Source organism: Pseudoalteromonas sp. 13-15, from assembly GCF_001468205.2.
GTDB lineage: Bacteria > Pseudomonadota > Gammaproteobacteria > Enterobacterales > Alteromonadaceae > Pseudoalteromonas > Pseudoalteromonas marina.
Genome location: NZ_CP019162.1, coordinates 2243687 through 2267324, shown reverse-complemented (window position 1 = coordinate 2267324; position 23638 = coordinate 2243687). Strand labels below are relative to the sequence as shown.

General features: G+C 41.0%; 21 protein-coding genes and 1 riboswitch. Of the genes, 10 read left to right on the top strand and 11 right to left on the bottom strand.

Translation table 11 applies throughout. The features are described from left to right. The first annotated feature begins 26 nt into the window (after nt 1-26). On the top strand, nt 27-1847 hold the full coding sequence (typA, locus tag ATS72_RS10490; protein WP_058429983.1) for a translational GTPase TypA: 1821 nt from the start codon (nt 27-29) through the stop codon (nt 1845-1847). Nucleotides 1848-2140: 293 nt separating this feature from the next. Here typA and ATS72_RS10485 read toward each other — a convergent pair whose 3' ends face one another. The 4 genes from ATS72_RS10485 to ATS72_RS10470 all read right to left on the bottom strand — a co-directional run bounded on the left by ATS72_RS10485 (nt 2141) and on the right by ATS72_RS10470 (nt 5340). Then, complete coding sequence (locus ATS72_RS10485) at nt 2141-2869, bottom strand: CBM9 family sugar-binding protein (protein WP_039038300.1); 729 nt, start codon at nt 2867-2869, stop codon at nt 2141-2143. Nucleotides 2870-2941: 72 nt separating this feature from the next. Beyond that, on the bottom strand, nt 2942-3367 hold the full coding sequence (locus tag ATS72_RS10480; RefSeq protein WP_058429984.1) for a BLUF domain-containing protein: 426 nt from the start codon (nt 3365-3367) through the stop codon (nt 2942-2944). 88 nt (nt 3368-3455) lie between these two features. Next, nucleotides 3456-4544 (bottom strand): MBL fold metallo-hydrolase, encoded by a 1089-nt coding sequence (locus ATS72_RS10475; RefSeq protein ID WP_058429985.1) that lies wholly within the window; start codon nt 4542-4544, stop codon nt 3456-3458. 142 nt (nt 4545-4686) lie between these two features. After that, entirely contained in the window at nt 4687-5340 is a 654-nt protein-coding gene (locus ATS72_RS10470; RefSeq protein ID WP_006791329.1) for a DUF2959 domain-containing protein, read from the bottom strand. 85 nt (nt 5341-5425) lie between these two features. Between ATS72_RS10470 and ATS72_RS10465 the strand changes: the two genes are divergently transcribed. Then, nucleotides 5426-6328, top strand: a complete 903-nt coding sequence (locus tag ATS72_RS10465; protein ID WP_008127015.1) for a virulence factor BrkB family protein — start codon at nt 5426-5428, stop codon at nt 6326-6328. Further along, nucleotides 6329-6766 carry a D-aminoacyl-tRNA deacylase gene (dtd, locus tag ATS72_RS10460; protein ID WP_058429986.1) on the top strand — a complete coding sequence of 146 codons (438 nt, stop codon included), beginning with the start codon at nt 6329-6331 and terminating at the stop codon, nt 6764-6766. Here the strand turns inward: dtd and ATS72_RS10455 are convergent. After that, nucleotides 6750-7475, bottom strand: coding sequence for a spermidine synthase (locus ATS72_RS10455; RefSeq protein ID WP_058429987.1), 726 nt, complete (start codon nt 7473-7475; stop codon nt 6750-6752). The two genes, dtd and ATS72_RS10455, sit on opposite strands and share 17 nt — an antisense overlap. A 172-nt stretch (nt 7476-7647) precedes the next feature. On the opposite strand from ATS72_RS10455, the gene ATS72_RS10450 reads away from it, so the two are divergent. Next, a complete protein-coding gene (locus ATS72_RS10450) occupies nt 7648-8541 on the top strand; it encodes a bifunctional GNAT family N-acetyltransferase/hotdog fold thioesterase (protein WP_010557660.1) in 894 nt (297 codons plus the stop codon). A 67-nt stretch (nt 8542-8608) separates the two neighbouring features. Here ATS72_RS10450 and ATS72_RS10445 read toward each other — a convergent pair whose 3' ends face one another. The 5 genes from ATS72_RS10445 to dapA form a co-directional block, all read right to left on the bottom strand. Then, nucleotides 8609-9643, bottom strand: coding sequence for a phospholipase A (locus ATS72_RS10445; protein ID WP_006791323.1), 1035 nt, complete (start codon nt 9641-9643; stop codon nt 8609-8611). A gap of 203 nt (nt 9644-9846) precedes the next feature. Further along, complete coding sequence (locus ATS72_RS10440; protein WP_058429988.1) at nt 9847-10968, bottom strand: succinylglutamate desuccinylase/aspartoacylase family protein; 1122 nt, start codon at nt 10966-10968, stop codon at nt 9847-9849. Nucleotides 10969-10973: 5 nt separating this feature from the next. Then, on the bottom strand, nt 10974-12179 hold the full coding sequence (locus ATS72_RS10435) for a PLP-dependent decarboxylase (protein WP_058429989.1): 1206 nt from the start codon (nt 12177-12179) through the stop codon (nt 10974-10976). Then, on the bottom strand, nt 12179-12919 hold the full coding sequence (locus tag ATS72_RS10430; RefSeq protein ID WP_006791320.1) for a 2,3,4,5-tetrahydropyridine-2,6-dicarboxylate N-succinyltransferase: 741 nt from the start codon (nt 12917-12919) through the stop codon (nt 12179-12181). The genes ATS72_RS10435 and ATS72_RS10430 overlap by 1 nt, the downstream gene beginning before the upstream one ends. Before the next feature lie 15 nt (nt 12920-12934). After that, a complete protein-coding gene (dapA, locus tag ATS72_RS10425; RefSeq protein ID WP_058429990.1) occupies nt 12935-13819 on the bottom strand; it encodes a 4-hydroxy-tetrahydrodipicolinate synthase in 885 nt (294 codons plus the stop codon). A 128-nt stretch (nt 13820-13947) separates the two neighbouring features. Continuing rightward, nucleotides 13948-14144: riboswitch (Lysine riboswitch) on the bottom strand. Between the two features lie 191 nt (nt 14145-14335). On the opposite strand from dapA, the gene ATS72_RS10420 reads away from it, so the two are divergent. The 6 genes from ATS72_RS10420 to ATS72_RS10395 all read left to right on the top strand — a co-directional run bounded on the left by ATS72_RS10420 (nt 14336) and on the right by ATS72_RS10395 (nt 22864). After that, nucleotides 14336-15040, top strand: coding sequence for a DNA-3-methyladenine glycosylase I (locus ATS72_RS10420; RefSeq protein WP_006791318.1), 705 nt, complete (start codon nt 14336-14338; stop codon nt 15038-15040). Between the two features lie 2 nt (nt 15041-15042). After that, nucleotides 15043-16452 (top strand): protein adenylyltransferase SelO, encoded by a 1410-nt coding sequence (locus tag ATS72_RS10415; protein WP_058429991.1) that lies wholly within the window; start codon nt 15043-15045, stop codon nt 16450-16452. 389 nt (nt 16453-16841) lie between these two features. After that, a complete protein-coding gene (locus ATS72_RS10410) occupies nt 16842-17897 on the top strand; it encodes an OmpA family protein (protein WP_058429992.1) in 1056 nt (351 codons plus the stop codon). A gap of 292 nt (nt 17898-18189) precedes the next feature. Further along, nucleotides 18190-20787 (top strand): bifunctional aconitate hydratase 2/2-methylisocitrate dehydratase, encoded by a 2598-nt coding sequence (gene acnB, locus ATS72_RS10405; RefSeq protein ID WP_006791315.1) that lies wholly within the window; start codon nt 18190-18192, stop codon nt 20785-20787. A gap of 199 nt (nt 20788-20986) precedes the next feature. Further along, a complete protein-coding gene (locus ATS72_RS10400) occupies nt 20987-21619 on the top strand; it encodes a 2OG-Fe dioxygenase family protein (protein ID WP_058429993.1) in 633 nt (210 codons plus the stop codon). Between the two features lie 9 nt (nt 21620-21628). Then, complete coding sequence (locus tag ATS72_RS10395) at nt 21629-22864, top strand: cysteine desulfurase-like protein (RefSeq protein ID WP_058429994.1); 1236 nt, start codon at nt 21629-21631, stop codon at nt 22862-22864. A 61-nt stretch (nt 22865-22925) separates the two neighbouring features. Here ATS72_RS10395 and ATS72_RS10390 read toward each other — a convergent pair whose 3' ends face one another. Then, on the bottom strand, nt 22926-23630 hold the full coding sequence (locus ATS72_RS10390) for a 2OG-Fe(II) oxygenase (RefSeq protein WP_058429995.1): 705 nt from the start codon (nt 23628-23630) through the stop codon (nt 22926-22928). Nucleotides 23631-23638: the final 8 nt, after the last annotated feature.

Sequence of the window (23638 nt, the reverse complement as noted above, 5' to 3'; positions counted from 1 at the left end):
AGAATTTAATTTCTCTGAGTAAATATATGAGCATCGAACAGTTAAGAAATATAGCGATTATCGCGCACGTTGACCACGGTAAAACAACTCTGGTTGACAAACTACTTGAGCAATCAGGTACATTAGAAACACGCGGCGGTAACGAAGAGCGCGTGATGGACTCAAACGACATTGAGAAAGAACGTGGTATTACCATTTTAGCTAAAAACACAGCTATCTCTTGGAATGATTACCATATCAATATCGTAGATACCCCGGGACACGCCGATTTCGGTGGTGAAGTTGAACGCGTACTTTCGATGGCTGACTCAGTATTATTACTTGTTGATGCTCAAGAAGGTCCAATGCCACAAACGCGTTTCGTAACGCAAAAGGCATTCGCGCAAGGCTTAAAGCCAATCGTCGTTATCAATAAAATTGATAAACCAGGTGCACGCCCGGATTGGGTTATGGATCAAATCTTTGATTTATTCGATAACCTTGGTGCAACTGATGAACAGTTAGACTTTAAAGTAATCTACGCATCAGCTATCAACGGCTGGGCGACATTAGATTTAGACGAGCCATCAGACAACATGGAACCTATGTTCAAGATGATCGTTGACGAAGTATCACCACCGGATGCAGATCCTGAAGGTGACTTCCAAATGCAAATCTCTCAGCTTGATTATAACTCGTACAAAGGTGTAATCGGTATTGGTCGTATTAAACGTGGTTCTGTTGCGACTAACCAACAAGTTACAGTTATTGGCGCTGACGGCACGACTCGTAACGGTAAAATTGGTTCAGTACAAAGCTACTTAGGCCTTGAGCGTATCGACACTGATAAAGCTTATGCTGGTAACATCGTTACTGTAACAGGTTTAGGCGAGCTTAAGATTTCAGATACGATTTGTTGTCCTAACAACGTTGAAGCATTACCACCACTAAGTGTTGATGAGCCAACAGTAACAATGACGTTCTCTGTAAACAACTCACCGTTCTGTGGTAAAGAAGGTAAGTTTGTAACATCACGTAATATTCGTGAACGTTTAGACAAAGAATTAGTACACAACGTTGCACTTCGTGTTGCAGATACTGACAACCCAGATAGCTTCCGCGTATCAGGTCGTGGTGAATTACACCTAGGTATCTTAATCGAGAACATGCGTCGTGAAGGTTACGAGCTTGCTGTATCTCGTCCAGAAGTAATCTTACGTACTGTTGATGGCGTGTTAGAAGAACCGTATGAAACACTAACTATTGACTGTGAAGAAGAGCACCAAGGTTCTATCATGGAGCAAATTGGTCTTCGTAAGGGTGAACTTACTGACATGGCACCAGATGGTAAAGGCCGTATGCGTATGGACTTTATGATCCCAAGCCGTGGCTTAATCGGTTTCCAAACTGAGTTCATGACACTTACTTCGGGTTCTGGTTTACTTTACCATACGTTCGATCACTACGGTCCGCACAAAGGTGGCGAGCTAGGTGTTCGTAAGAACGGCGTAATGATTGCAAACGCAACAGGTAAAGCACTTACTAACGCATTATTTAACTTACAAGAGCGCGGCCGTTTATTCATCGGTCACGGTGTTGAAGTTTATGAAGGTATGGTTATCGGTATTCATAGCCGTGATAACGACCTTACAGTTAACGCGCTTAAAGGTAAGCAACTTACTAACGTTCGTGCATCTGGTACAGATGAAGCACAAACATTGACACCACATCTGAACTATTCACTTGAGCAAGCGCTTGAGTTTATTGCTGATGATGAGTTAGTAGAAGTTACACCTGAGAACATTCGTATTCGTAAGCGTCATTTAACTGAAAATGAGCGTAAACGTGCGGGTCGTGCTCCTAAGTAATAATCTATTAATTTAGAAAAATGATTTCAAAAGCCGCTGTATTGCAAAATACAGCGGCTTTTTTGTTTTTAAAGCAAGAGAAGCTTTCAGTTTTTAGTTATCAATATTGAGCTCTAAAAGCGCAGCACCTCTTGTCCTCTTTGTGAAAAATTCACTTAAAAATTTTTGTAGAAAGAAAAGATAACGAGAAGTAAAAGAGCAAGCGCTAAAACAACTGATAGTTCAAAGCCTCTATTTTGTTGGTTGGTTTTTTTGTTGTGTTTCGCTGCGCCCAACCTATACGCTAACTTACATCACTTTTTTGGTAGTAAGGTGATTTTGCCAAATACATCTGCGTCTATAAATCCTCGGTTTCTGTCACCGTTAACTGGCTGTACTTCGTGTGACCCCATAAAGTGCTCGCGTGTTTCACTGCCATCGTTATCGCAATACGCGAGCATAAAGCCAATAACTTGTTTTTCTGTTAATTTAAGCGGTGTATTTTTTGCGCCTTGTTGATAATCATTCGGGTAGAGTTTTATCGCAACTTCCCAAGTAATGTTATAGGGTGCAGTGGTATTGCGTTTCCAGTTGCTAACTAAGTGGTCTGTATACAAGTGTGCTTTTTTATCAGGGCCGTAATCGGCAGCTTGGTTATCAAGGCCAATATGGTACGCTAAAGCGGTGTGGTTAAATTGGTGAATCCCGCCCGATGCATCGCTATCTATAAATATTTCAAGGGCATCGTCATCCCAATATTTATAGGTAGGGTCTGGGTGTGTGTCTATTAAAACATCATCTACAATATCGGCTTGTAGGTATAAGAATTTTTCATCCCATAATAAGCGATAGCGGCCTTTAAAATCGGCATCGTTTGAAGGCAATGTACCATCCATTAAATGTGGCATATCGTGCCAAGCAGCCTTATCCCATGCGCTTTCAGATACGCCGTCAATATTAATAGGGGTTGACGTATATTTAACGTCAGCAGCCATTATTTGGCTGCTGATCACTAAGCTCGTGGCTAACAGTACTTTTTTCATTAATTGTTCCATTAATTAAAGTTGGCTTAGCTTGGCTTAAGTTAACAATAAAAACAATAATACATGCGTATTTTAACTAATAGCACCTGTAATGCTGCCTTTTAACGCTAGCATTAATAAGTGAGCACTTTCGCCAGACATTTTAAATGGATTAAAATCAACAGAGCCTGAAAATTTCAGATTCAGTGATTGGGTTACTCTAGATTGTGGAACATAACCCATAGACCACTTTTCAAATTCTCTTTCTGGAATTTGGGTATAGTTAAGCATAATTACATTGTGGTGACGTTTGTCGTTTAATATTTGTTGATAGGTATTATTTACTGCGGTTCTGGAGCCTTCAAGGCACTGTAAAAAGTATTCGTTACTAAAGCAAAGCATGCCGGTAACATGTGTTTTTACATTATAGGTACGAGCACTTTGTAAAATATTTTCTATATCTTTTGGCCCAAAGCCGTCTGAAATTTTGCTTGCGTAAATGAGTCGTACTAGAAACATAATAACCCCACATTGCTTAGTTAATTAAAGATAGTTCAGCTAGAGGGTTATTACGAATTATGTTGATGTATTTCAGCTGGTGGGCAATTTAAAATTTAATACTTTCACCTTCATTTAAAATATAAAGCGGCACGGGTGATTTCATTGTTTCATGCATGTGTAATAAACGTAGTAAAGCCGAATGACTACTTCGGTCGCCCATTTTCCATGATGAGTTACCGTACCCCCACGGTATCATGACTTTACAGTTAAGCTCGTGTGCGGCCTTAAGAGCATCTTCTGGGGTTGTATGAACATAACGATACCACTTGGGATTATCTTCGCTGTAGTAAGAGGCTATCGGCATTAAGCACACATCAATATCGCCATACTTTTGCTGAATATCGCTAAAGTGTTTGGAGTAGCCAGTGTCGCCTGCAAAAAATAAGGTACTGCCATTTTGTTCAAGTAGCCAGCCATTCCATAAGTCTTTATCGTTGTCTTCGTAAATAAAGGGTACTAATACACGGCTGCTAAAGTGATGCGCTGGTAGTGCATGAATGGTTAAATCATCAATTTTAGTTTTTGCATACCATGCCATTTCGCTAATATTAAGTCCTGCGTTTGGAAAGTTATCTGCCATGCCTAATGGTGCTAAGTAGCGAGGTTGATTACCTATTTCTTCTATGTCTGATTTATTAAAATGATCGTAATGAATATGCGAATACATAACGGCATCTAGGTTTTTAAGTTCGCTTTGAGTAAGCCAATCACCGGGTTGTCTATAAAACCCAGAGGCAAGCTTAAATGCTAAATCAACGGGTGAGTCAAACTGCTCTTTTACGGGGTCGAACACTACATGCTGTCCATTTGGTGTTTGGATCATAAAGCCAGCATGGCCTAACCAGCGTATATTAAAGCCAAGGTTTAACCGTGGCTTTAATTGCTCAGCGTTAAATGTGCAATTTTCAGCCGTGGTTTCGCATATTACATTCGGGTGTTGTGGGTAGCAGTCAGCTTCACAGGTAACCGGATAGGTTTTATCGCCCGCATAAAGGTTGTGATAACGCCCTTCACGCTCACCTGATTTATGAATTGGCGTTATGCTGTCTTGCCCAGCAATTACATTTACAGTGTTTGCGCTGCAGGCGGCTAAAAAGCTTGAGGTAATAAGTAAGCACAGAGTATGTAATTTCATTTCGACTGTTGTTATTGTTTAAAAGAAATTAAAGCTTATCAAAAGCTATTTATTAAACAATGTGTTAATCGTAACAAAAAATAATCACAAAAAAGCCCGTTAAAATTAACAGGCTTTTAGAGTTGTTATAAAAATAGCACTATTAGGCTTTGTTCATTTGCTCAATAAACTTATTTGAATCGGCGATTGACTTGTTCATGTCGTTCATCAGTATCTGAATGTCGCGTTTAAGGTTAGTAAATTCACCTTTTATAGCAGCAACTGCCTGTGCATTTAAATTATGCTTTAAGTACAAAACGTTATCTTTTAGTGATGATAGTACTGGTTCCATTTTACTTTCAGCACTGCGCATAGAACGAAGAAGCTGATCAAATTGGCGTTTAGTGGCATTAAGTTTTTTACTGCTTTCGCGTTTTAACGAAGCGCTTTTGTACTGTTCTAATTCATCGCTCCACTCGTCAAACAAGGCTTCAGCAACATCTTCTACTTTATTGATATTGGTAGTAACGTCGTCTGCGGCTTTAAGGCTTGATTCGTAATCGTCATTTAGTTGATTGTAAGCATCTTGGAGCTCACCGCCATCAAAATTAATTAGTGTAGTTAAACGCTCAAGCGCTGACTGAAACTCTTCTTGAGATTCTTCTTGTGACTCTTTGGTTTCTTCTACGCGGTCAATAAGAATGTCACGTTTGTGAACACCTACTTTTTCCATTGCAGAATAGTAAGCTGATTGACACCCAGATAATGCTAACGTTAGGGCAAGTATTGATGCGCTTAACAGTGTTTGTTTTTTCATTTGATTCCCTATTTACGTGTAAGTGCTGTAAATTCCGGTGCTGATTGTTATGATAATCAAAACTCGATAAGCACAAGTCAATTGTATGAATGATAAGCTCTCCCATTACAAACAGCAAGTTAAGTCCTTTATGCGCCAGCAACCCGGTTGGTGGATGCAATATATTAATCGTTGTATAGACGATCAAATTACAGTCAATGCTGGTTACCTTGCTTACGTAACTCTGCTTTCTTTAATACCGCTTATCGCTGTAGGGGTTGCAATTTTTTCAGCGTTCCCGGGGTTTGAATCGACTCGTATGGAAATAGAAAGCTTTTTGTTTACTAACTTTGTGCCGACCTCTACGGATGTGATCAGAGAGCATATTAGCTCCTTTGCAGGCAATGCCAATCAAATGACTGCAGTGGGTATAGGTTTTTTAGCCGCTGTTGCCTTACTTTTAATACGTAATGTAGATGCAACACTTAATCGCATTTGGCGTATTAAGAAAAAGCGCCCAATGATGATTTCATTTGCAGTGTATTGGATGGTATTGAGTTTAGGCCCTGTATTACTGGGCGCAAGTATTGGTGTAACTTCATACATTGTGTCGTTAGTATCGTTTGCTGATCAAGGTATTCCAGGGTTTAGTGGATTTTTATTAAAATTACTTCCCTATGGAATTTCGATGATGGGCTTCATCATGCTTTATACCTTAGTGCCAAATACACGCGTATCGTTTAGAGCCGCAGTACCAGGGGCATTGTTTGCTGCACTTTTATTTGAGCTAACAAAAAAAGGGTTTGCACTTTATATTAGCCACTTTCCTTCATATGAGGTTATTTACGGTGCGGTAGCAACAATTCCTATTTTATTTGTGTGGGTGTATTTAGCGTGGGTAGTTGTACTTTTAGGCGCCGAATTTACGGCGTGTATTAGCCCAAATGATATTGAGGATACCCCAGAAATAGAACTGGAAGAAGAACCTAAATCAAAGGATATAAGTTAAATGCAAGGGTTAATACAGCGCGTAAAACACGCAAAGGTAGAAGTTAACAACCAGGTAATTGGGCAAATAGAGCAAGGTATTTTACTTTTGTTAGGTGTTGAAAAGGCAGACGATAATGATGCTGCTGATAAGCTTTTACATAAAGTCAGTAATTACCGAATTTTTACCGACGAAAACGATAAAATGAATTTAAGTTTAAAAGACATGGGTGGTGAATTATTAGTTGTTTCGCAATTTACCTTAGCCGCAAATACTAAAAAAGGAATGCGTCCGAGCTTTTCATCGGCAGCGACCCCAAGCCAAGCTAACGCGCTTTACGAGTACTTTGTTGAGCAAGCTAAAGCGCAAGGTATTAGTGTTGCAACCGGTGAGTTTGGTGCCGACATGCAAGTGAGTTTATGCAACGATGGACCGGTTACGTTTAACTTATCTGTTTAGGGTGTTGTTTACTAATGACCACTATATGGTTAACGTAACCTGAAATTTTTTGAGGGTATACAGTATAACCAAATACATCGAATAATAGCTTTTGGAGCTGTTTTAACTGTGAGTTGTGTTGCGATAAAAAGTTAATAAATAGTTTGCCGGTAGTGTTAAGTGCTGCGTGAATTTTTTCATAAAATGCGTGCTCAAATAAAAATCGTGGCGCATCTATCTGGCAGAATAAATCTAATATAACCCAATCTATATCACGCGCAGTAGTAAGTACCACCTGCGCATCATCGCATAGTAAATTTTCGTTACTGCTTGATGCAAAAAACTGCGAATAACATGCCAATATGCCTGCATTTTTTTCAACTGACGTTATATTTACTTGAGGGTGTTGCTTAAGTAAATAGTTACGAATAGCCCCACCGCCCAATCCAAGTTCAAGCACGTTATTAGGTGGTGGCAGTGTTTGCCATTGCGCTGCTAAATATTGCAAATGAGGGAACAACAGAGTTCGTGGATTATTAACGTCGATAATAGATTGCAATGTGTTGTTTATTAACAGCCAGCGTAAATTACCATGCTCGCGAACTTGAATGTGATCGCCATTTACGTTTTGCCAATAAAGTAGCGTTCCTTCATTTTGGCTGTTTTCAATAAAATGACTGTTAATTAGGCCTGTTGAGGTATCAATGTATGTGGTCATGGTATTTAGCATAAACCAGCTTTAGTAAAGCGCAATGGGATCTGTCATTAATTTTTTACGTATATTAAAAGCTTCACCAAAGTCGTATTTGCAGTTTTGTTAAGATGGAGTATGGTATTTGCCATCAACAGGTTGAGGCCTTTTAAAATTTTTACATGCGGCTTTTACAGCAACAGGAGTAAGTATGTTTCAGGTAAGTACCCCACAAAGTAGCGAAGATTGGCAAGCTTATTATCAATTACGCTGGCAGGTTTTACGCGCTCCTTGGGGGGAACCAAGAGGTTCTGAACAAGATGATTTAGAACAAGACGCTGAACACCGCTTTATAAAAAATAAAGAGGGTGACGTATTAGGTGTGGCTCGATTACATTTTAATAACCACGAGCAAGCTCAGGTTCGTTATATGGCTGTGGCTGAAGGTAACCGAAATCAGCATATTGGTAGTCGCCTGTTACACGATTTAGAAAAAATAGCGTGGACACAAAATGCCGATGAACTGGTGTTATTTGCACGTGAGCGGGCACTTGAGTTTTATAAGCGTCATGGGTACGAATTAAAAGAAAAAGCGCACTTGGCATATGGTGACGTACAGCATTATAAAATGGTTAAGCAAAAACCGAGTGAGCCGGGTTGGTTCCGCCATCCAAATTGGACTCAGGTACTGCAAAATATCTGGCGAGAATCAATTCCTATTAGTGATGCAATGGGCATTAAAGTAGAAAGTTACACCGATTGGCAATTTACAACCAGCGCTGATTTAGACGCTAATTTAAATTTACATAACACCATGTTTGCGGGTTCTATTTATAGTTTAGCGACATTAACTGGCTGGGGCGCAACGTATTTAGCGCTCAAAGAAGCGGGACTTGAAGGTAGCATAGTTTTAGCCGATGCAAGTATTAAGTACTTGAAACCACTCAATACAGATCCGCGGGGTTGTGTAGATTTACAAGCGTGTAAAGGAAAGTTAAGCGATTTAGAAGCCGATGGTAAAACAAGTTATGTGGTACCGGTAACCATTTATGATGGTGACAACGTAGTTGCTGAGTTTGAAGGTGTGTTTGCCGTAAAAAAATAACGAGTAATTTTTAATTAAAAAAGCCAAGCACTTAATAATTAATGCTTGGCTTTTTTATAAGCTGATTTTACAACAAATCAGTTAATAATATACCTACACCTATACGTTCAACATCAGCGTTATAATCAATTAAGCTTTCACCGTAGCCGTTAAAGTATTGCGCGTAGCCACGAACGCGGCCCCACAAAGGAAATGACCAATCAAGCTGAAGTGCACCACGATTGTCTGAATTTAAGTTATTACGAGTCATAAAGCTAAATTCATGATCGTGATATCGATATGCACCGCTAAATTCAAAGTACCCCATGTATTTGTAAATATCAGGGTTATCATCCCCTTTTGCATCTAGCAGGTTTTCTTTTTCGTCTTCAGCTATGCGATACCAAGGTTTAAAGCTAAAAACAAAGCCTCGGTTTTCCCATATGAAGTCGGCGTAAATACGGTTCCACGAGCGCGAGTTTGGTTGGCTTCGACCATTTGACTGGTGTGAAATACCTAACACAATAGCCATTTCATCGCCCCAAAGTACGTTTTCTGGATCCAGGTAATTTATCCAAAAAATTTCAGGTTCGTAGTTGGTTTCACGAAATGGCGATGAAATTTCTGAGTTATAAATTTGCCAATACGATTGCAGCGTAAAACCAAAATACAAGGCTTGGTCTTCGTCAGAAAATTCGTCAAACAAGGGAACCTTGATTGAAAGTTGATATTTTGCTTCTAAGTTATCGAGCGTATCACCATCTTGTTCATCGGTGAGCTCATCAAAACGGTCGAAAGGACGATCGTTAGGATGCGATACGTATGATAGTGGCAATATGTAATTACGTTTGTGGGGTGTGATTACATTACGATTTTTTTTACCAACCTCTTCACGTGCTTGGCGTTTATCGAGTGCGGTCAGTTGTTTGTTTTCTTCCAGTGCAGAACATTTTTTACGAAGCTCATCGAGTGTTTGCTTGCCATCGCCCCCAATCACTTCATTCAAAATACATTGCTTGACGAGTTCTATACTGCTGTCTTGCTCGTTTGTTTGTACTTCGTCTTGCGCAAATGCTGCGGTACTTAGTAAAGCTGAAAGGGTGATCCAGTGGCGCCAGCTCATTGTAATTCCTTGTGAGTATTGGGTAGGTTGTGATTTATTTTATTATAACGCTTTTTACATTAGGTACAGTGAACTTTTACTGAACTGTTTACATTACGTTAAAAGCGGTACTAACAGATCAAAAGAAAAGCGGCCAAAGCCGCTTTATCTAATGTACATTAACTTAGGAGATTAATGTACTCTCACGCAATGAGAAGGGTGAGCTATAGCTCAAATACGTTTGTAAAAAATTTATACAACTCAGTGCCTTGATTAACGCTTGCTGAGGCAAAGTGCAAAATAGCGATAGCATCGCAATCAAGAGTCAGCGTTTGTAATGGTTGTTCACTTAGGTAGCGTTCCATACGTAAAATATGTGCGATGGGCTCGCCTGCTTTAATATGACCACCAAGTGGTGCTACATATTCAACCATGCCGCCAATAGGGGCGTAATAGGCAAAGTAGTCATCTAGGTTACACGCATAGCGAGTTATATTAGCTGGTTTATGTGGTGCATCTACTAATACGTTCTTATGATTTAGGTAGCATAATATGCTCTTTGCATCGTTGAGTGCTTCTTTTAAATCTATTTTTTCTTGGCTACCTAGCTCAACTGTAAAGGCTTCTACCTGCACGTTGAACGATCGCCCTTGCGCGCTAAGTGCATTACTTAAGTGCCACCATGGGCAAAAGCTAGCTTCATCCATTGCGCCATCAAAGTCGCTTGGGATCAGCAGTACATGCTCAATATTAAAATAACGAGCACTGTCGGTTGCATAGGTCGGGCAATATAAATGCTTACTTGAAATAGGGCCTGTGTGTAAATCGAGTACTATGTCGGCTTGGTGCGCAAGCTTTTGCAGGTTAAGCGCAATGCGTTTACCGGTATTGAGTAAATATGCGGGGCCGTTAAGTTTGGCATCTATTTCATCAATTAGGGCTTTTTTAAAATTACTTTTTAAAGCTGCATCGTCGTACTGGCTATGATCTTTGGCAAACTGGGTGACTAAATCACTATTGTAGTGATACATACGGTTCCAGTTAGTGCCAGTAATAGGGTCGAATCGGCCAAGGGTAAACTCCCCTGATTTTTGATTGCAACCAATAGGGTTAGCATATGGTACTAAGGTAATGTCGCCTTTTAAATTGAGCTGTTTTAACTGCTCTAGCAGCTGAAAAATAACCGCGTTACCTTGTACCTCTGCGCCATGCATGTTGGCTTGAATATACACGCTTGGACCTGTGCCGTCGCCTTTTAAGCGATACACCGGAATAGTGAGAGGCAAGCCATTTGCTACTTCCCCTACTACAATGTTTTCTTGGCTAATGGGTGTTGTTATGCTCATGTTTATTACCTTAAGTAGTGACTGGCATTTTCTGCTTGACGCACACAGGTGAGCTCGCCATTTTGTAACACATATTCTGCGGCTAGTTCATGGCATAAAAAGTAGGGCATGCTTTCGGTAAAACCATAGGCGCCACATTGGCTAAACACCAGCCAGTCTTGCTCGTTTAAATCGCTTGGTAGGGTGTGCTCGCCTAAGCAATCAAGGGCAGTACATAATGGGCCATATAGGCTCATTGCTTGTTCTGGCGCCGTTGATTCGCGCAATAACGCCGCAGGAAAATCTTGGCTTGTAACAGCAGGGCGCAATAAGTGGTTAATACCACCGGTTAAAATAACTTGCTGTTGGCCGTAGTTTTGTTTGCACTCTACTACGGGGGTAGCATAATGTCCGCATTCGCCTACAGCGTAACGACCAAGCTCCATCCAAAGCTCGTCTACACCCGCCTCTTTTTTAATTTTAGCAAGCGCGGCTATAAGGCCATCCCACTCAAGTATTGTCTCGTTTTGTGTATAAGGAATGCCTAAACCGCCGCCTAAATCGAGAATTTTAAGGTTTATATTTAAGTTATTAGCCAAGGTGGTAAGCGGTGTAATCATTTGCGACCACAGCTCGCTTAGCTTTTGCGTGCTGAGCATGTTGCCCCACTGAAAAATATGCAGGCCATCAAAATTAAGTGCTGGGTAATCGCCAGTATTGAGCGCTTGCCATTCATCGCAGCCAAGCCCAAACGGAGTTAGGCTGTCGCCGCCTAGTGGGTTTTTTTCACCTTCAGGCCAGCGTAGTTGCACACGCAATAATACTTGCAGCTGCGTATTTTGCAGCTGAGCTTGCTGGTGTAACCAACGTACTTGATTGAGGCTTTCGGCAACAAATATGCGTACGCCGCGCTCGATAAAGTGTTTAATTTGTTTAGGGCTCTTTGCAGGCCCTGTGTTGAGCACGCGCTGCGAACTAATACCTTGTGCAAGGACTTGTTCAAGTTCACCTTTACTTGCTACGTCAAAGTTAAAGCCTGCGCTATCTAAGCTTTGAATAATCTTAGAAAGCGGGTTCGCTTTTACTGCATACCAAAGTTTTACATCGGTTTGCGCAACTAAGCGCGTAAGGTGTGCGTTTAGTTTATCTAGGTCGTAAACAAAAAAAGGAGTATCAAGCTGCTGTGTAAGCGTATTAACAGCGGTTTTGATTGGCGTGCTCAAAAAGCTCATTATCGTAAAACCTCTTCTAGCAATAATGATGCATCGCTTTGTTCGTCGCGGTATTTAACAATTAACGCACACGACATGCTTAAACCTTGCTCACGTGCCCATTCGTTAGACGCCGGGCGAGAGCCAGGTATTACAATTGCGTATTCTGGGATTGGCTCGCCTTTATCTAGCTGACGCTCGTTAACACAGTCGTAAACCGGAATGGTTGCAGATAAACGCACGCCTGGTGCCAGTACCGCGCCTTTTTTAACCACTACGCCTTCAACAATGACACAACCAGCGCCAATAAACGCATCGTCTTCAACTACTACTGGGCTTGCCCCGATTGGCTCAAGTACACCACCAAGTTGAACAGCTGCGCTTAAATGCACATTTTTACCAACTTGTGCACACGAACCCACTAATGCGTGGCTATCAACCATAGTGCCTTCGTCGATGTATGCGCCAATATTTACGTACGCTGGTGGCATAATAATAGTGCCTTTAGCTACGTAGGCACCACGACGAACGCTTGAACCACCTGGTACCATACGCACGCCGTCGTCAGTACTAAATTCTTGCGGTGCAAGGTTGTGCTTGTCAACAAACCCGCCTGCAAACTCGGTGTTAGTGCCATTTTTAAAGGCTTCTAAAATGCCTTGTTTTACTTCTACGTTAGCTTCCCATTGGCCGCTTTCGTTTTGTGATGCTGCGCGTACTGCGCCCGATTCTAAATTATTAAGTAGTTCTAACCAGCTCATTATAAAAACCTGTATTTAATGCCAAGATAAAATGGTGTCGTTTGCAGTGGTAATGCAATCGGTTTGCGTTAACTCAAGATGCGTTAAAGGCGGGCGCAGCAACGGGCTACTTAAGCGGCCTTGTTGGTGCATTAGCACTTTAACGGGAATAGGGTTTGCTACAGCAAATAGGCTATTAATAGCGCGAGTCCACTGAGCAAATAAATTGGGGTGTTGGCCACTTAAGCTGCGTTTTACAAATTCGTGTGTTTGCAAAGGCCACGCGTTTGCCGCAACCGATACTAAGCCTTTTGCACCTGCTTGGGCAAAGTAGGGCATAAGTGCATCGTCGCCACTGTATAGCGCTAAATTAGGCGCGGCTTGTCGGTATGCTTCAAATTGGGTGATGTTGCCACTGGCTTCTTTTAAGGCCCACAGTTTTGGGTGCGCTTTTAAGTTTTCAATGGTTTCGATAGGAATGCTTACACCGCTGCGCCCAGGTACGTTGTATAACATACACGGATGCGCGCTTTCGTTTAACAAGCTTTCGTACCAAAGAGTTTGACCTACAGCTCCTGGTTTTGCATAAAGAGGCGAGCCTAATAAGTAGCTGTGAATAGGTAATTGGTTACAGTAGCTAACCCATTCTTTTTGTTGAGCTAAATTACTACCACCAACAGCAACCATAAGCGGTACACTGGGTTTTAATTGGCACACATGCTCAACAATCGCTTGTTGCTCTTTAAGCGTAAGGGCTAAGCCTTCACCTGTACTACCGAGCAGTAAAATACCGTTGTGTGCTGCTTCTTGTTCGCTAACAAGTGTTGTGAGCGTGTCGTAGTCAACATTACCTTGTTGATCAAACGGCGTAACAAGCGCTGTCCACAGTGCGTAGTCGTCTAAATTGAAATTATTGATCATCTCTTACGAACCTATAAGGTGTTCGAGATATTAAAGGGGCTGTATGATGTGAGCCGCATTAACGTCGTTCGAACAGTATTCGAAGAGCGAATGGGCTTAAAATAATAGGGCGCACGGCCTTATTATTTAAGACCAGAAGCTCTCCACCAAACTAATAAGCTGTTTTAAAACAGCTATTGGTGACAGTCGCTAGGATTCAACCTAGTCGCCCGAAGTAATTGCTTCGCAAAAGCGTTTACCTCTCGGCGGTATTCCCCTGACGTATGCTCACTGGAGTTTGCGCTCCTAACATACGCTACCTGAATAACGCACCTCTTCTAGCCCTTTGTATTTTGTTTAACCGCAAAAGGTTTAACAAAATACAATTTAAATAGGGTAATTGCGGCGATTAAAACATTTTAGCCGTCTAGGTGTCAAGTTGCAGGGTACAGATTAGTTCATCGAAAATGTGGGTGGTTACGTATTGGCTGCTTTTCTCGTAAACTAACCCTATGAGCAGCGAGGTATTTAATAAGTATGGAAAAATTTAGCGATATTTATAAGCGAGCAGTAGAGCGAAAAGGCTCTGAAAAAATGCTTAAGTTATTACTCGCAAAACCCTTATCTAAAAAAGCATTAAGCACGTTAAGTGACGACGATTGGCTTGAAGAATTTACCCGAAAAGTTTTTCAAAGTGGTTTTTACTGGTCGGTAATAAACAGCAAATGGCCGGGCTTTAGAGAGGTTTTTTGGGAATTCAGCGTTGATAAGCTATTAATGATGCCGCCCGATATGCTCGAGCAAAAAGCGAGTGATGAGCGTATTATTCGTAATTATAAAAAAGTGAAAACAATTCCTGAAAATGCCTACATGATCCACGAAATAGCACAGGAATATGGCAGTTTTAGCAAGTTTATTGCCCAGTGGCCAACAGATAATATTATTGGTTTATGGGCGCATTTAAAAAAGCACGGCGCCCGATTAGGCGGTAATACAGGCCCTTATGCCTTAAGAGCACTTGGCAAAGACACTTTTTTACTTTCGCGAGATGTAGAGAGTTACCTAAGGGCACATAAAATTATTGATGGTGGGCTGCAAACTAAAAAATCACTCACTGCTGCGCAGGCATTTTTTAACGAAATGCAAAAGCAAAGTGGTTTAAGTATGCAAGAGCTAAGTTTAATTGTGGCCTATGGTGTGGGTGACAATCGCGTAGGTATACGTCAACAGTCAGGAAATTAACCATGAAACTAGTGCCGAGATACACAGACATAGCAGATAATTTCGCAATAGAAGATCAACCATCAAGCGTTGCAGCTCCGCAACTGCTTTTGTGGAACGAAGCGTTAGCAAAGCAGTTTAATATAGGTGTTGAGCCGCAGCTGCGTCCTAGTACCTTTGCAGGCAATGAATCACAGCAAATAAAGTCGGTAGCGCTTGGTTATTCTGGGCACCAGTTTGGTCACTTTTCGCCGCGCTTGGGTGATGGGCGAGCGCATTTGCTTGGTGCTATAAATGACGATAAAAACCAGCTGTGGGATATTCAATTAAAGGGCTCAGGCGCTACCCCGTATTCTAGAGGTGGCGATGGGCGATGTGCATTAGGCCCTGCTATTCGTGAATACGTAATGAGTGAAGCTATGCACGCATTAGGTATTCCCACTACTCGTTGTTTGGCTGTGGTTGGTACCGGCGAAGCGGTTTACCGTAATCCGCCTCAACCAGGGGCTGTTGTTACTCGCCTAGCAAGCAGCCATATTCGTGTTGGCTCGTTTCAATACTTAGCAACCCAAGGCGATGCTGAGGGATTAAAAAAATTAGCTGATTTAGCAATTAAACGCCATTACCCTGAAATAACGAGTGAAGGCCCTGAGCGATATATCGCTTTTTTGACAGCAGTCATTAGCAATCAAGTGAACTTGATTATTAATTGGATGCGCGTTGGGTTTGTTCATGGCGTTATGAACACCGATAACACGCTCGTAAGTGGCGAAACTATAGATTATGGCCCGTGTGCAATGATGGATAGCTTTGACTTTGACACCGTATTTAGCTCTATAGACAAGCAAGGCCGCTACGCTTTTGGTAATCAGCCAAATATGGCGAGTTGGAATTGTGCTCGCTTAGCTGAAAGCCTTATCCCATTAATTAGCGATGATGAAGAAAAAGCAGTGTCATTACTGACTCCCGTCATACACCGTTTTTCAGAACAATTTAATACTCAATTTACAGTAATGTGGAGCAAAAAATTAGGCTTGGCTGGTGCAAAAGAGGGCGACAAAGATCTTGTTTCTGAGCTACTAACATTATTGCAAGCACATCATCTTGATTACACCAATACTTTTGATGCACTGACGGAGTTTGTGAATGGCAATGCAACTATTCCAAAAGAATTAATTGAGTGGGCGAATAAGTGGCAAAGCCGAACAAGTAACGATAGCTACAAAACCATGCGAGCAGCCAATCCACGTATAATTCCGCGAAATCATATAATTGAAACAATATTAGCTGAATATAATGAGCTTGGTTCAAGTAAACTGATGAGCCGTTTTGTAAAAGTAGCTAATAAACCGTACCTGTTCAGCGATGATATGGCCGAATTTCAAGAGGTACCGTCAAATGATACCGACTATAAAACTTTTTGTGGTACTTAAGTGTTGTAAAAATAGATAAGTTAATGATTATAAATAACGATATTTTAGCACAGAGATGTTCATTGATTGAGCAAAGCAAATTCCGGTGTTACTATCTAAACATAAAGATAAGTTAGTTTCATTGTGAGCAAGAACAATTGATTGAGTTGTCTTTGTGTCTTCTGCAGATTATCGATTTATATGATCAACTAGTTGGTTTCTAGCTAGGTAAAGTTTTAAATTTCACCTAAACTGATTTGTTGGATATCGTTATATCGCATTGAAAAAAATTATAAACTTTATTTTTCGTTAAGTATTGATTAACAAAAGTTGAGTTAGTCTGTATAAAACTTAGTGAGCTAGTACTTAATTAGCCACAATTTATTAGTTGTTAAAATGGGAAGAAAACAATGAAATTAAAATCACTAACTATTGCAATTGCGTTAGCTGCAACTAGCGTATCTACTTTTGCTGCTGACAAGCAAGAAGGTTTCTACATTGGCGCATTTGGCGACTACTACGATGCGTCTTGGGAAAATATGAGCGCACAGGCTGGTCTTGACGTAAACGAGTCGACTGGCTTTGGTCTTGAAGCGGGTTACCGCTTCAGCGATTTTTGGAGTGCTCGTTTAGAGTATGCAGATCTTGATTTCAATGCATTCGACAAAGCCGCTGGTAACCGTAACAACATCGACGGTAGCCGTTTTGGTATTGATGCGCTTTACCATTTAGATGGCGGTCCTTTCTACGGTTTAGTTGGTATTAAATCAATGGACGTTGTTGATGACAACACGTTCTTAAATGCAGGTGTTGGTTACAGACACTTCATTACTGACAACTTATTCGCTAACGTTGAAACTGCTGTATACCAAGGTATTGATAAAGGTTACACAGATGTTGGCGCTAAATTAGGTATTAACTATTTCTTTGGACAAAACACTATGCCTGCTGAGCCGGTACAGCCTGCGCCAGAGGTTGTTAAAGTTATGGTTGAGCCAGTAGACAGCGACAATGACAATATTTTAGATGCTGATGACAAGTGTCCTAATACACCAATGACAGATGCTGTTGATGGTACTGGTTGTACTTTATATGAAGATAAAGAAGTAACTGTGAGCTTATTAGTAACGTTCCCTAACGACAAAGCTGCTGTATCACAGCGTTACTTAGACGACATCGATCAAGTTGCATCTTTCTTAAAAGATTACCCAGATACAACCGTGCTTTTAGAAGGTCACACTTCATCAGTAGGTAAAGCGACTTACAACAAAATGCTATCTAAAAAGCGTGCTGATTCGGTAGCTAAGCAATTAATAGCTGACGGTATTGCATCTGACCGCATTACTACGGTAGGTTTAGGTGAAGAGCGCCTTAAAAATGAAGCTAACACAGCCGCTGCACACGCAGAGAATCGTCGTGTTGAAGCGCACATCAAAACAATCAAAACAGTAAAAGTTTTACGTTAATAGATTATTTTGATTATAAAAACCCAGCTTATGCTGGGTTTTTTTATGGCCGCTATTTATGCTTGCCTACTTAAATAGTAATGATTATTACTTAACAAGTATTCATGGAAATAGAATTTCCCGTAACTACTATTCATAGTGTTTATAGTCGGTATAATCAGTTGTGTAACTGGATGGATTTTCATCTATCTATAAAAGCTTTATAATTACGCGTTAGAATACTATAAGTATTGGGTAACAAGTGCGCATGAAGCGCTACCGAATACTTTCACGTCACCAAGAGGGCAATATTGTGCTACAAGAATATCGTAAACACGTAGAAGAACGTGCCGCGTTAGGTATCGTACCAGCGCCATTAGATGCTCAGCAAACTGCTGATCTTATTGAATTAATAAAAAACCCACCGGCAGGTGAAGAAGAATTCATTTTAGATTTATTAATCAATCGTGTACCACCAGGTGTTGATGACGCTGCTTACATCAAAGCAGGCTTCCTAGCCGCTGTTGCTAAAGGTGAAGCGACTACTTCTCTTATTTCTAAAGAAAAAGCAGCTGAATTATTAGGAACAATGCTAGGCGGATACAATATCGCGCCAATGATTGACCTACTTGATGACGAATCATTAGCGCCAATCGTAGTAAAAGGCCTTTCAAACACATTACTGATGTTTGATGCTTTCTACGACGTAGAAGAAAAAGCCAAAGCAGGTAATGCGTTTGCTAAGCAAATTATCGAATCTTGGGCTGCAGCTGAATGGTTTACAAATAAGCCAGCAGTAGCTGAAAAAATCTCTGTTACTGTATTTAAAGTAACGGGTGAAACAAACACCGATGACTTATCACCTGCACCAGATGCATGGTCACGTCCTGATATCCCACTTCATGCTTTGGCAATGCTAAAAAATGAGCGTGATGGCATAAACCCAGATAAAGCAGGTGAAGTAGGTCCTATCGTACAGCTTGAAGAATTAAAAACTAAAGGCTTACCACTTGCTTATGTAGGTGACGTTGTAGGTACTGGTTCTTCTCGTAAGTCTGCTACTAACTCTGTGCTTTGGTTTATGGGTGATGATATCCCATTTGTACCAAACAAACGTGTTGGTGGTGTATGTTTAGGTAACAAAATAGCACCTATCTTCTTTAACACAATGGAAGATTCTGGCGCATTACCAATCGAATTAAATGTTGACGAGTTCAACATGGGTGATCAAATTGATATTTACCCATACGAAGGTGTTGTTAAACGCCATGGTACTGATGATGTTATCTCTACTTTCGAACTTAAATCAGATGTAATCCTTGATGAAGTTCGTGCTGGTGGTCGTATTCCACTTATCATTGGTCGTGGTTTAACAGACAAAGCACGTACATCTTTAGGTTTAGGTGCTACTGATGTATTTAAAGTACCAGCAGTGACTGAAGAGTCAGACAAAGGCTTTACACTAGCGCAAAAAATGGTTGGTAAAGCATGTAACGTAGCCGGTATTCGCCCAGGCCAATACTGTGAGCCTAAAATGACCACTGTAGGTTCGCAAGATACTACTGGTCCTATGACACGTGATGAACTTAAAGACTTAGCATGTTTAGGTTTCTCTGCAGATTTAACAATGCAGTCATTCTGTCATACCTCTGCTTACCCTAAACCAATTGACGTAAACACGCACCATACGCTTCCTGATTTCATCATGAACCGTGGCGGTGTTTCACTTCGCCCTGGTGACGGTGTAATTCACTCGTGGTTAAACCGTATGTTATTACCAGATACCGTAGGTACTGGTGGTGATTCACATACTCGTTTCCCATTAGGTATTTCGTTCCCAGCTGGTTCAGGTGCAGTAGCATTCGCAGCAGCAACAGGTGTTATGCCACTTGATATGCCTGAGTCTATTTTGGTTCGCTTTAAAGGTGAAATGCAGCCAGGTATCACATTACGTGATCTTGTTCATGCAATTCCTTACTACGGTATCAAAGAAGGCTTATTAACGGTTGAGAAGAAAGGTAAAATCAACGAATTCTCTGGCCGTGTACTAGAAATTGAAGGTGTTGAGCACTTAACTGTTGAGCAAGCATTTGAACTATCAGATGCATCAGCAGAACGTTCAGCTGCAGGTTGTACTGTTAAGCTTTCTAAAGAGTCTATCTCTGAGTACCTTGAGTCTAACATTGTTATGCTTAAGTGGATGATCTCTGAAGGTTACGGCGATGTTCGTACAATCGAGCGTCGTATTACTGCAATGCAAGATTGGTTGGCTAACCCAGAACTTATGGAAGCTGACGCGGATGCAGAATACAAGCACGTACTTGAAATCGACCTAGCTGATATTAAAGAGCCGGTACTTTGTGCTCCGAATGACCCAGATGATGCGCGTTTACTATCTGACGTTACAGGCGAGAAAATCGATGAAGTATTTATCGGTTCTTGTATGACTAATATTGGTCACTTCCGTGCCGCAGGTAAATTATTAGATGGCTTTACTGGTCGTATTCCAACACAGCTTTGGGTTGCTCCACCAACGAAGATGGATAAAGACCAACTTACAGACGAAGGTTACTACGGTATCTTTGGTCGTGTTGGTGCACGTATTGAAACTCCAGGGTGTTCACTGTGTATGGGTAACCAAGCACGCGTTGCAGATAAAGCAACAGTTGTTTCTACCTCAACACGTAACTTCCCTAACCGTTTAGGTACAGGCGCAAACGTATTCTTAGCATCAGCAGAACTTGCTGCAGTGGCGGCAATTTTAGGTAAATTACCTACTCCGGCTGAGTACCAGGAATATGCAGCGAAAATCAATGCAACGGCAGCAGATACTTACCGTTACTTGAACTTCCACCGTATGCCTCAGTACACTAAAAAAGCAGACAACGTAATTATTCAGCAAGCTGTTTAATTTATAGAGTTTGAATAAAAAACCCGCTTCGGCGGGTTTTTTATTGTTTAAATATAATTTAGATTATTCATGCTTTAATAGCCTTATACTGAATTAAAATTAAGTATTTTTCACATTTAAGTTGGATAATAAAGCAATAATTCCTCGCTACATGCATTAAAATCTCTTTTAATATTCTCATTATTTTAGGCGAGATTTCATGACTGCATTAAACAACCAGAATTTACTGCAACTTCGTTTTATTAACCAAGCAAATATTGATTTGGTTAAGCCTTCTTTTGATAACCTACCTGCAAATCCATATGCAGATGGCGAATTTCGTAAGCGTCGTTATTCAGTAATTAAATTTCAAAATGGTGAGCTAAAATTGCAAGCTGCCAAAGCATTTGTTCAAGACGATTCGATTAATACGTTTCAAGGTAACGTTGAACGTACTTACGAAAATTTAGAGCAAAGCCTACTTGAATCAGATGGCATGAAAAGTATTGTCAGTGAGTTTTGCCAGCTTACCGGTGTTGATGAAGATCGCGATATTGAAATACATCAATTTAGAATGTTAGCCATTGATAGCGATACGCCAGCAGCGCCAGAAGGCGTGCATCAAGACGGTTTTGATCATGTATGTATATGCGGTGTTTCGCACGAAAACTTAGAAGGTGGCGAGTTACTTGTATACGAAAACAAACAAGCTGAGCCATGTTTTAAAATGGAAATTAAAGACGGCATGTTTGCGCTTATAAACGACCGCCAAGTTTGGCACAATGCAACGCCAATGAATAAAGTTGATGCTAGCAAACCAGGTTACCTGGATTGCTTTGTACTTACCTCTTAAGGAATGCTCATGAATATAGCGCAATTACGTGAGCAGTTTCCGGCATTAATGCAAAGCGTTGATGGTAAATCGCCGATATTTTTAGACGGCCCTGGTGGCTCTCAAGTGCCGCAGTCAGTGCTTAATGCAATGTCTGCTTATTTAGGACACTACAATTCAAACCTAGGTGGTGCGTTTTTTTCAAGCGATAAAACTGTTGAGCTAATGGCAAATGCACGCCAAGCTGCAGCCGATTTACTCAATGCGCCAAGTGCTCAAAATATTGTGTTTGGCCCTAACATGACAAGCCTTACCTTTAGTTTTAGCCGAGCTATATCGCGCGATTGGCAAGCCGGTAATGAGATCATTGTTACTAACGCCGATCACTTCTCAAACGTGTCATCATGGCAGCAAGCCGCAGAAGATAAAGGCGTTAAGGTTAATACTGCCTTGATTAATGAAGCCGATTGCAGCCTAGATATGACGCAGTTTGAAAGCTTATTAAACAGCAAGACTAAGTTGGTGGCTGTGACCTATGCTTCAAATACCACAGGCTCAATTAACGATATTAAACGCATTATAGAGCTAGCTCATGCTGTGGGCGCTCTTGTGTATGTTGATGCGGTACATTATGCGCCGCACGAGCTTATTGATGTACAAGCCCTTGATTGCGACTTTTTAGCCTGCTCAGCGTATAAGTTTTTTGGGCCACACCTAGGGATGGTGTACGGTAAAAAAGAGCATCTTGAAGGTTTTACGCCTTACAAAGTAGAGCCTGCTAAAGATGTAGCGCCGGGACGTTGGGAAACAGGTACCCAAAGCTTTGAAGCAATGGCAGGCTTTATTGCCGCTGTTGATTACATTGCTGCAATTAGCGAGCTTGATGATGGCCATACACGCCGTGAAAAGCTAACAGCTGCGTTTGCTAAAACTAAACAGCACGAGATGGCGCTCAGTGAGCACTTTTTAACGCGTTTGGTTAATTACCCTCGTATAAAATTGTACGGTATTGACGACTTTGATCGATTAAACGAACGTACCCCTACGTTTGCTTTAACATTTGAAGGGCTTGAGCCACGCGCCGTTTCAGAGTTTTTAGGCAAACAGCATATATGTGTGTGGGATGGACATTTTTACGCGCAAGGTTTATGTAAGCAATTAAACGTGCTTGATACAGGCGGTGTAGTACGTATTGGTTGTATGCATTACAACACAGTCGAAGAGCTTGATAAGCTGTTTGATATGTTTGACGAGCTACTTGGTTAAATAGGCCGTCTACTAGATGTATAAATAAGCCATAAGTGTTGTTTATGGCTTATTTATTGGTTTAGCTTTTAGGTGCACCATATATTTGCTCTGCACGGTTAAATAGCACCCACGAGGTTAAAATATACTTATCGTTTGATATTGGCTTATTACCCCTATGTGTATGCGTAAAGTAGCCAGGCGCTATCACCATGGTGCCTTTTTTAGGGGCTATTTTACGGTTTTGATAATAAAACTCCGTTTCTCCACCTTCCTCGACATCGTTTAAGTAAAACATAAATAAAAGTACACGATGCAGGGCTTCATTGTGTTGTAACTGAGGATACACTTCGCTGTGCCAGTAAGGATAACCCCCTTTATTTACCTCGTATTTCTGCGCTTGGATATTACCTAATCTAAATATTTGCTGCACAAGGACAGGGAGCTGTGGCTTACCCACTTCATCAAAATTTTCTTGAGTTAAATCTACTACTTCCCCCGTTTTTGGGTGATAAACCTTTAAGCCAAATGCGCCAATCATCATAAAAATATGTTCTTCAATATAGTTAAAAACATGCTGTGCAGTCGTTTGTTGTATGTGTTTTAATTGCTCTGCATATTCGGGGTGACTATTTAGGTGTAGGTCGTGGCTGTCTTTTTTCTTTAAATCAACACCACCTGACGTAACCCCTTGTTTTACATGCGGGCTTTGCGTGAACGTATTAATAAAGTTATCGCAAAAATCATCGCTCAATGCGTTTTCATAAACGCGAATAAAGTCCGTCATGGTTTACC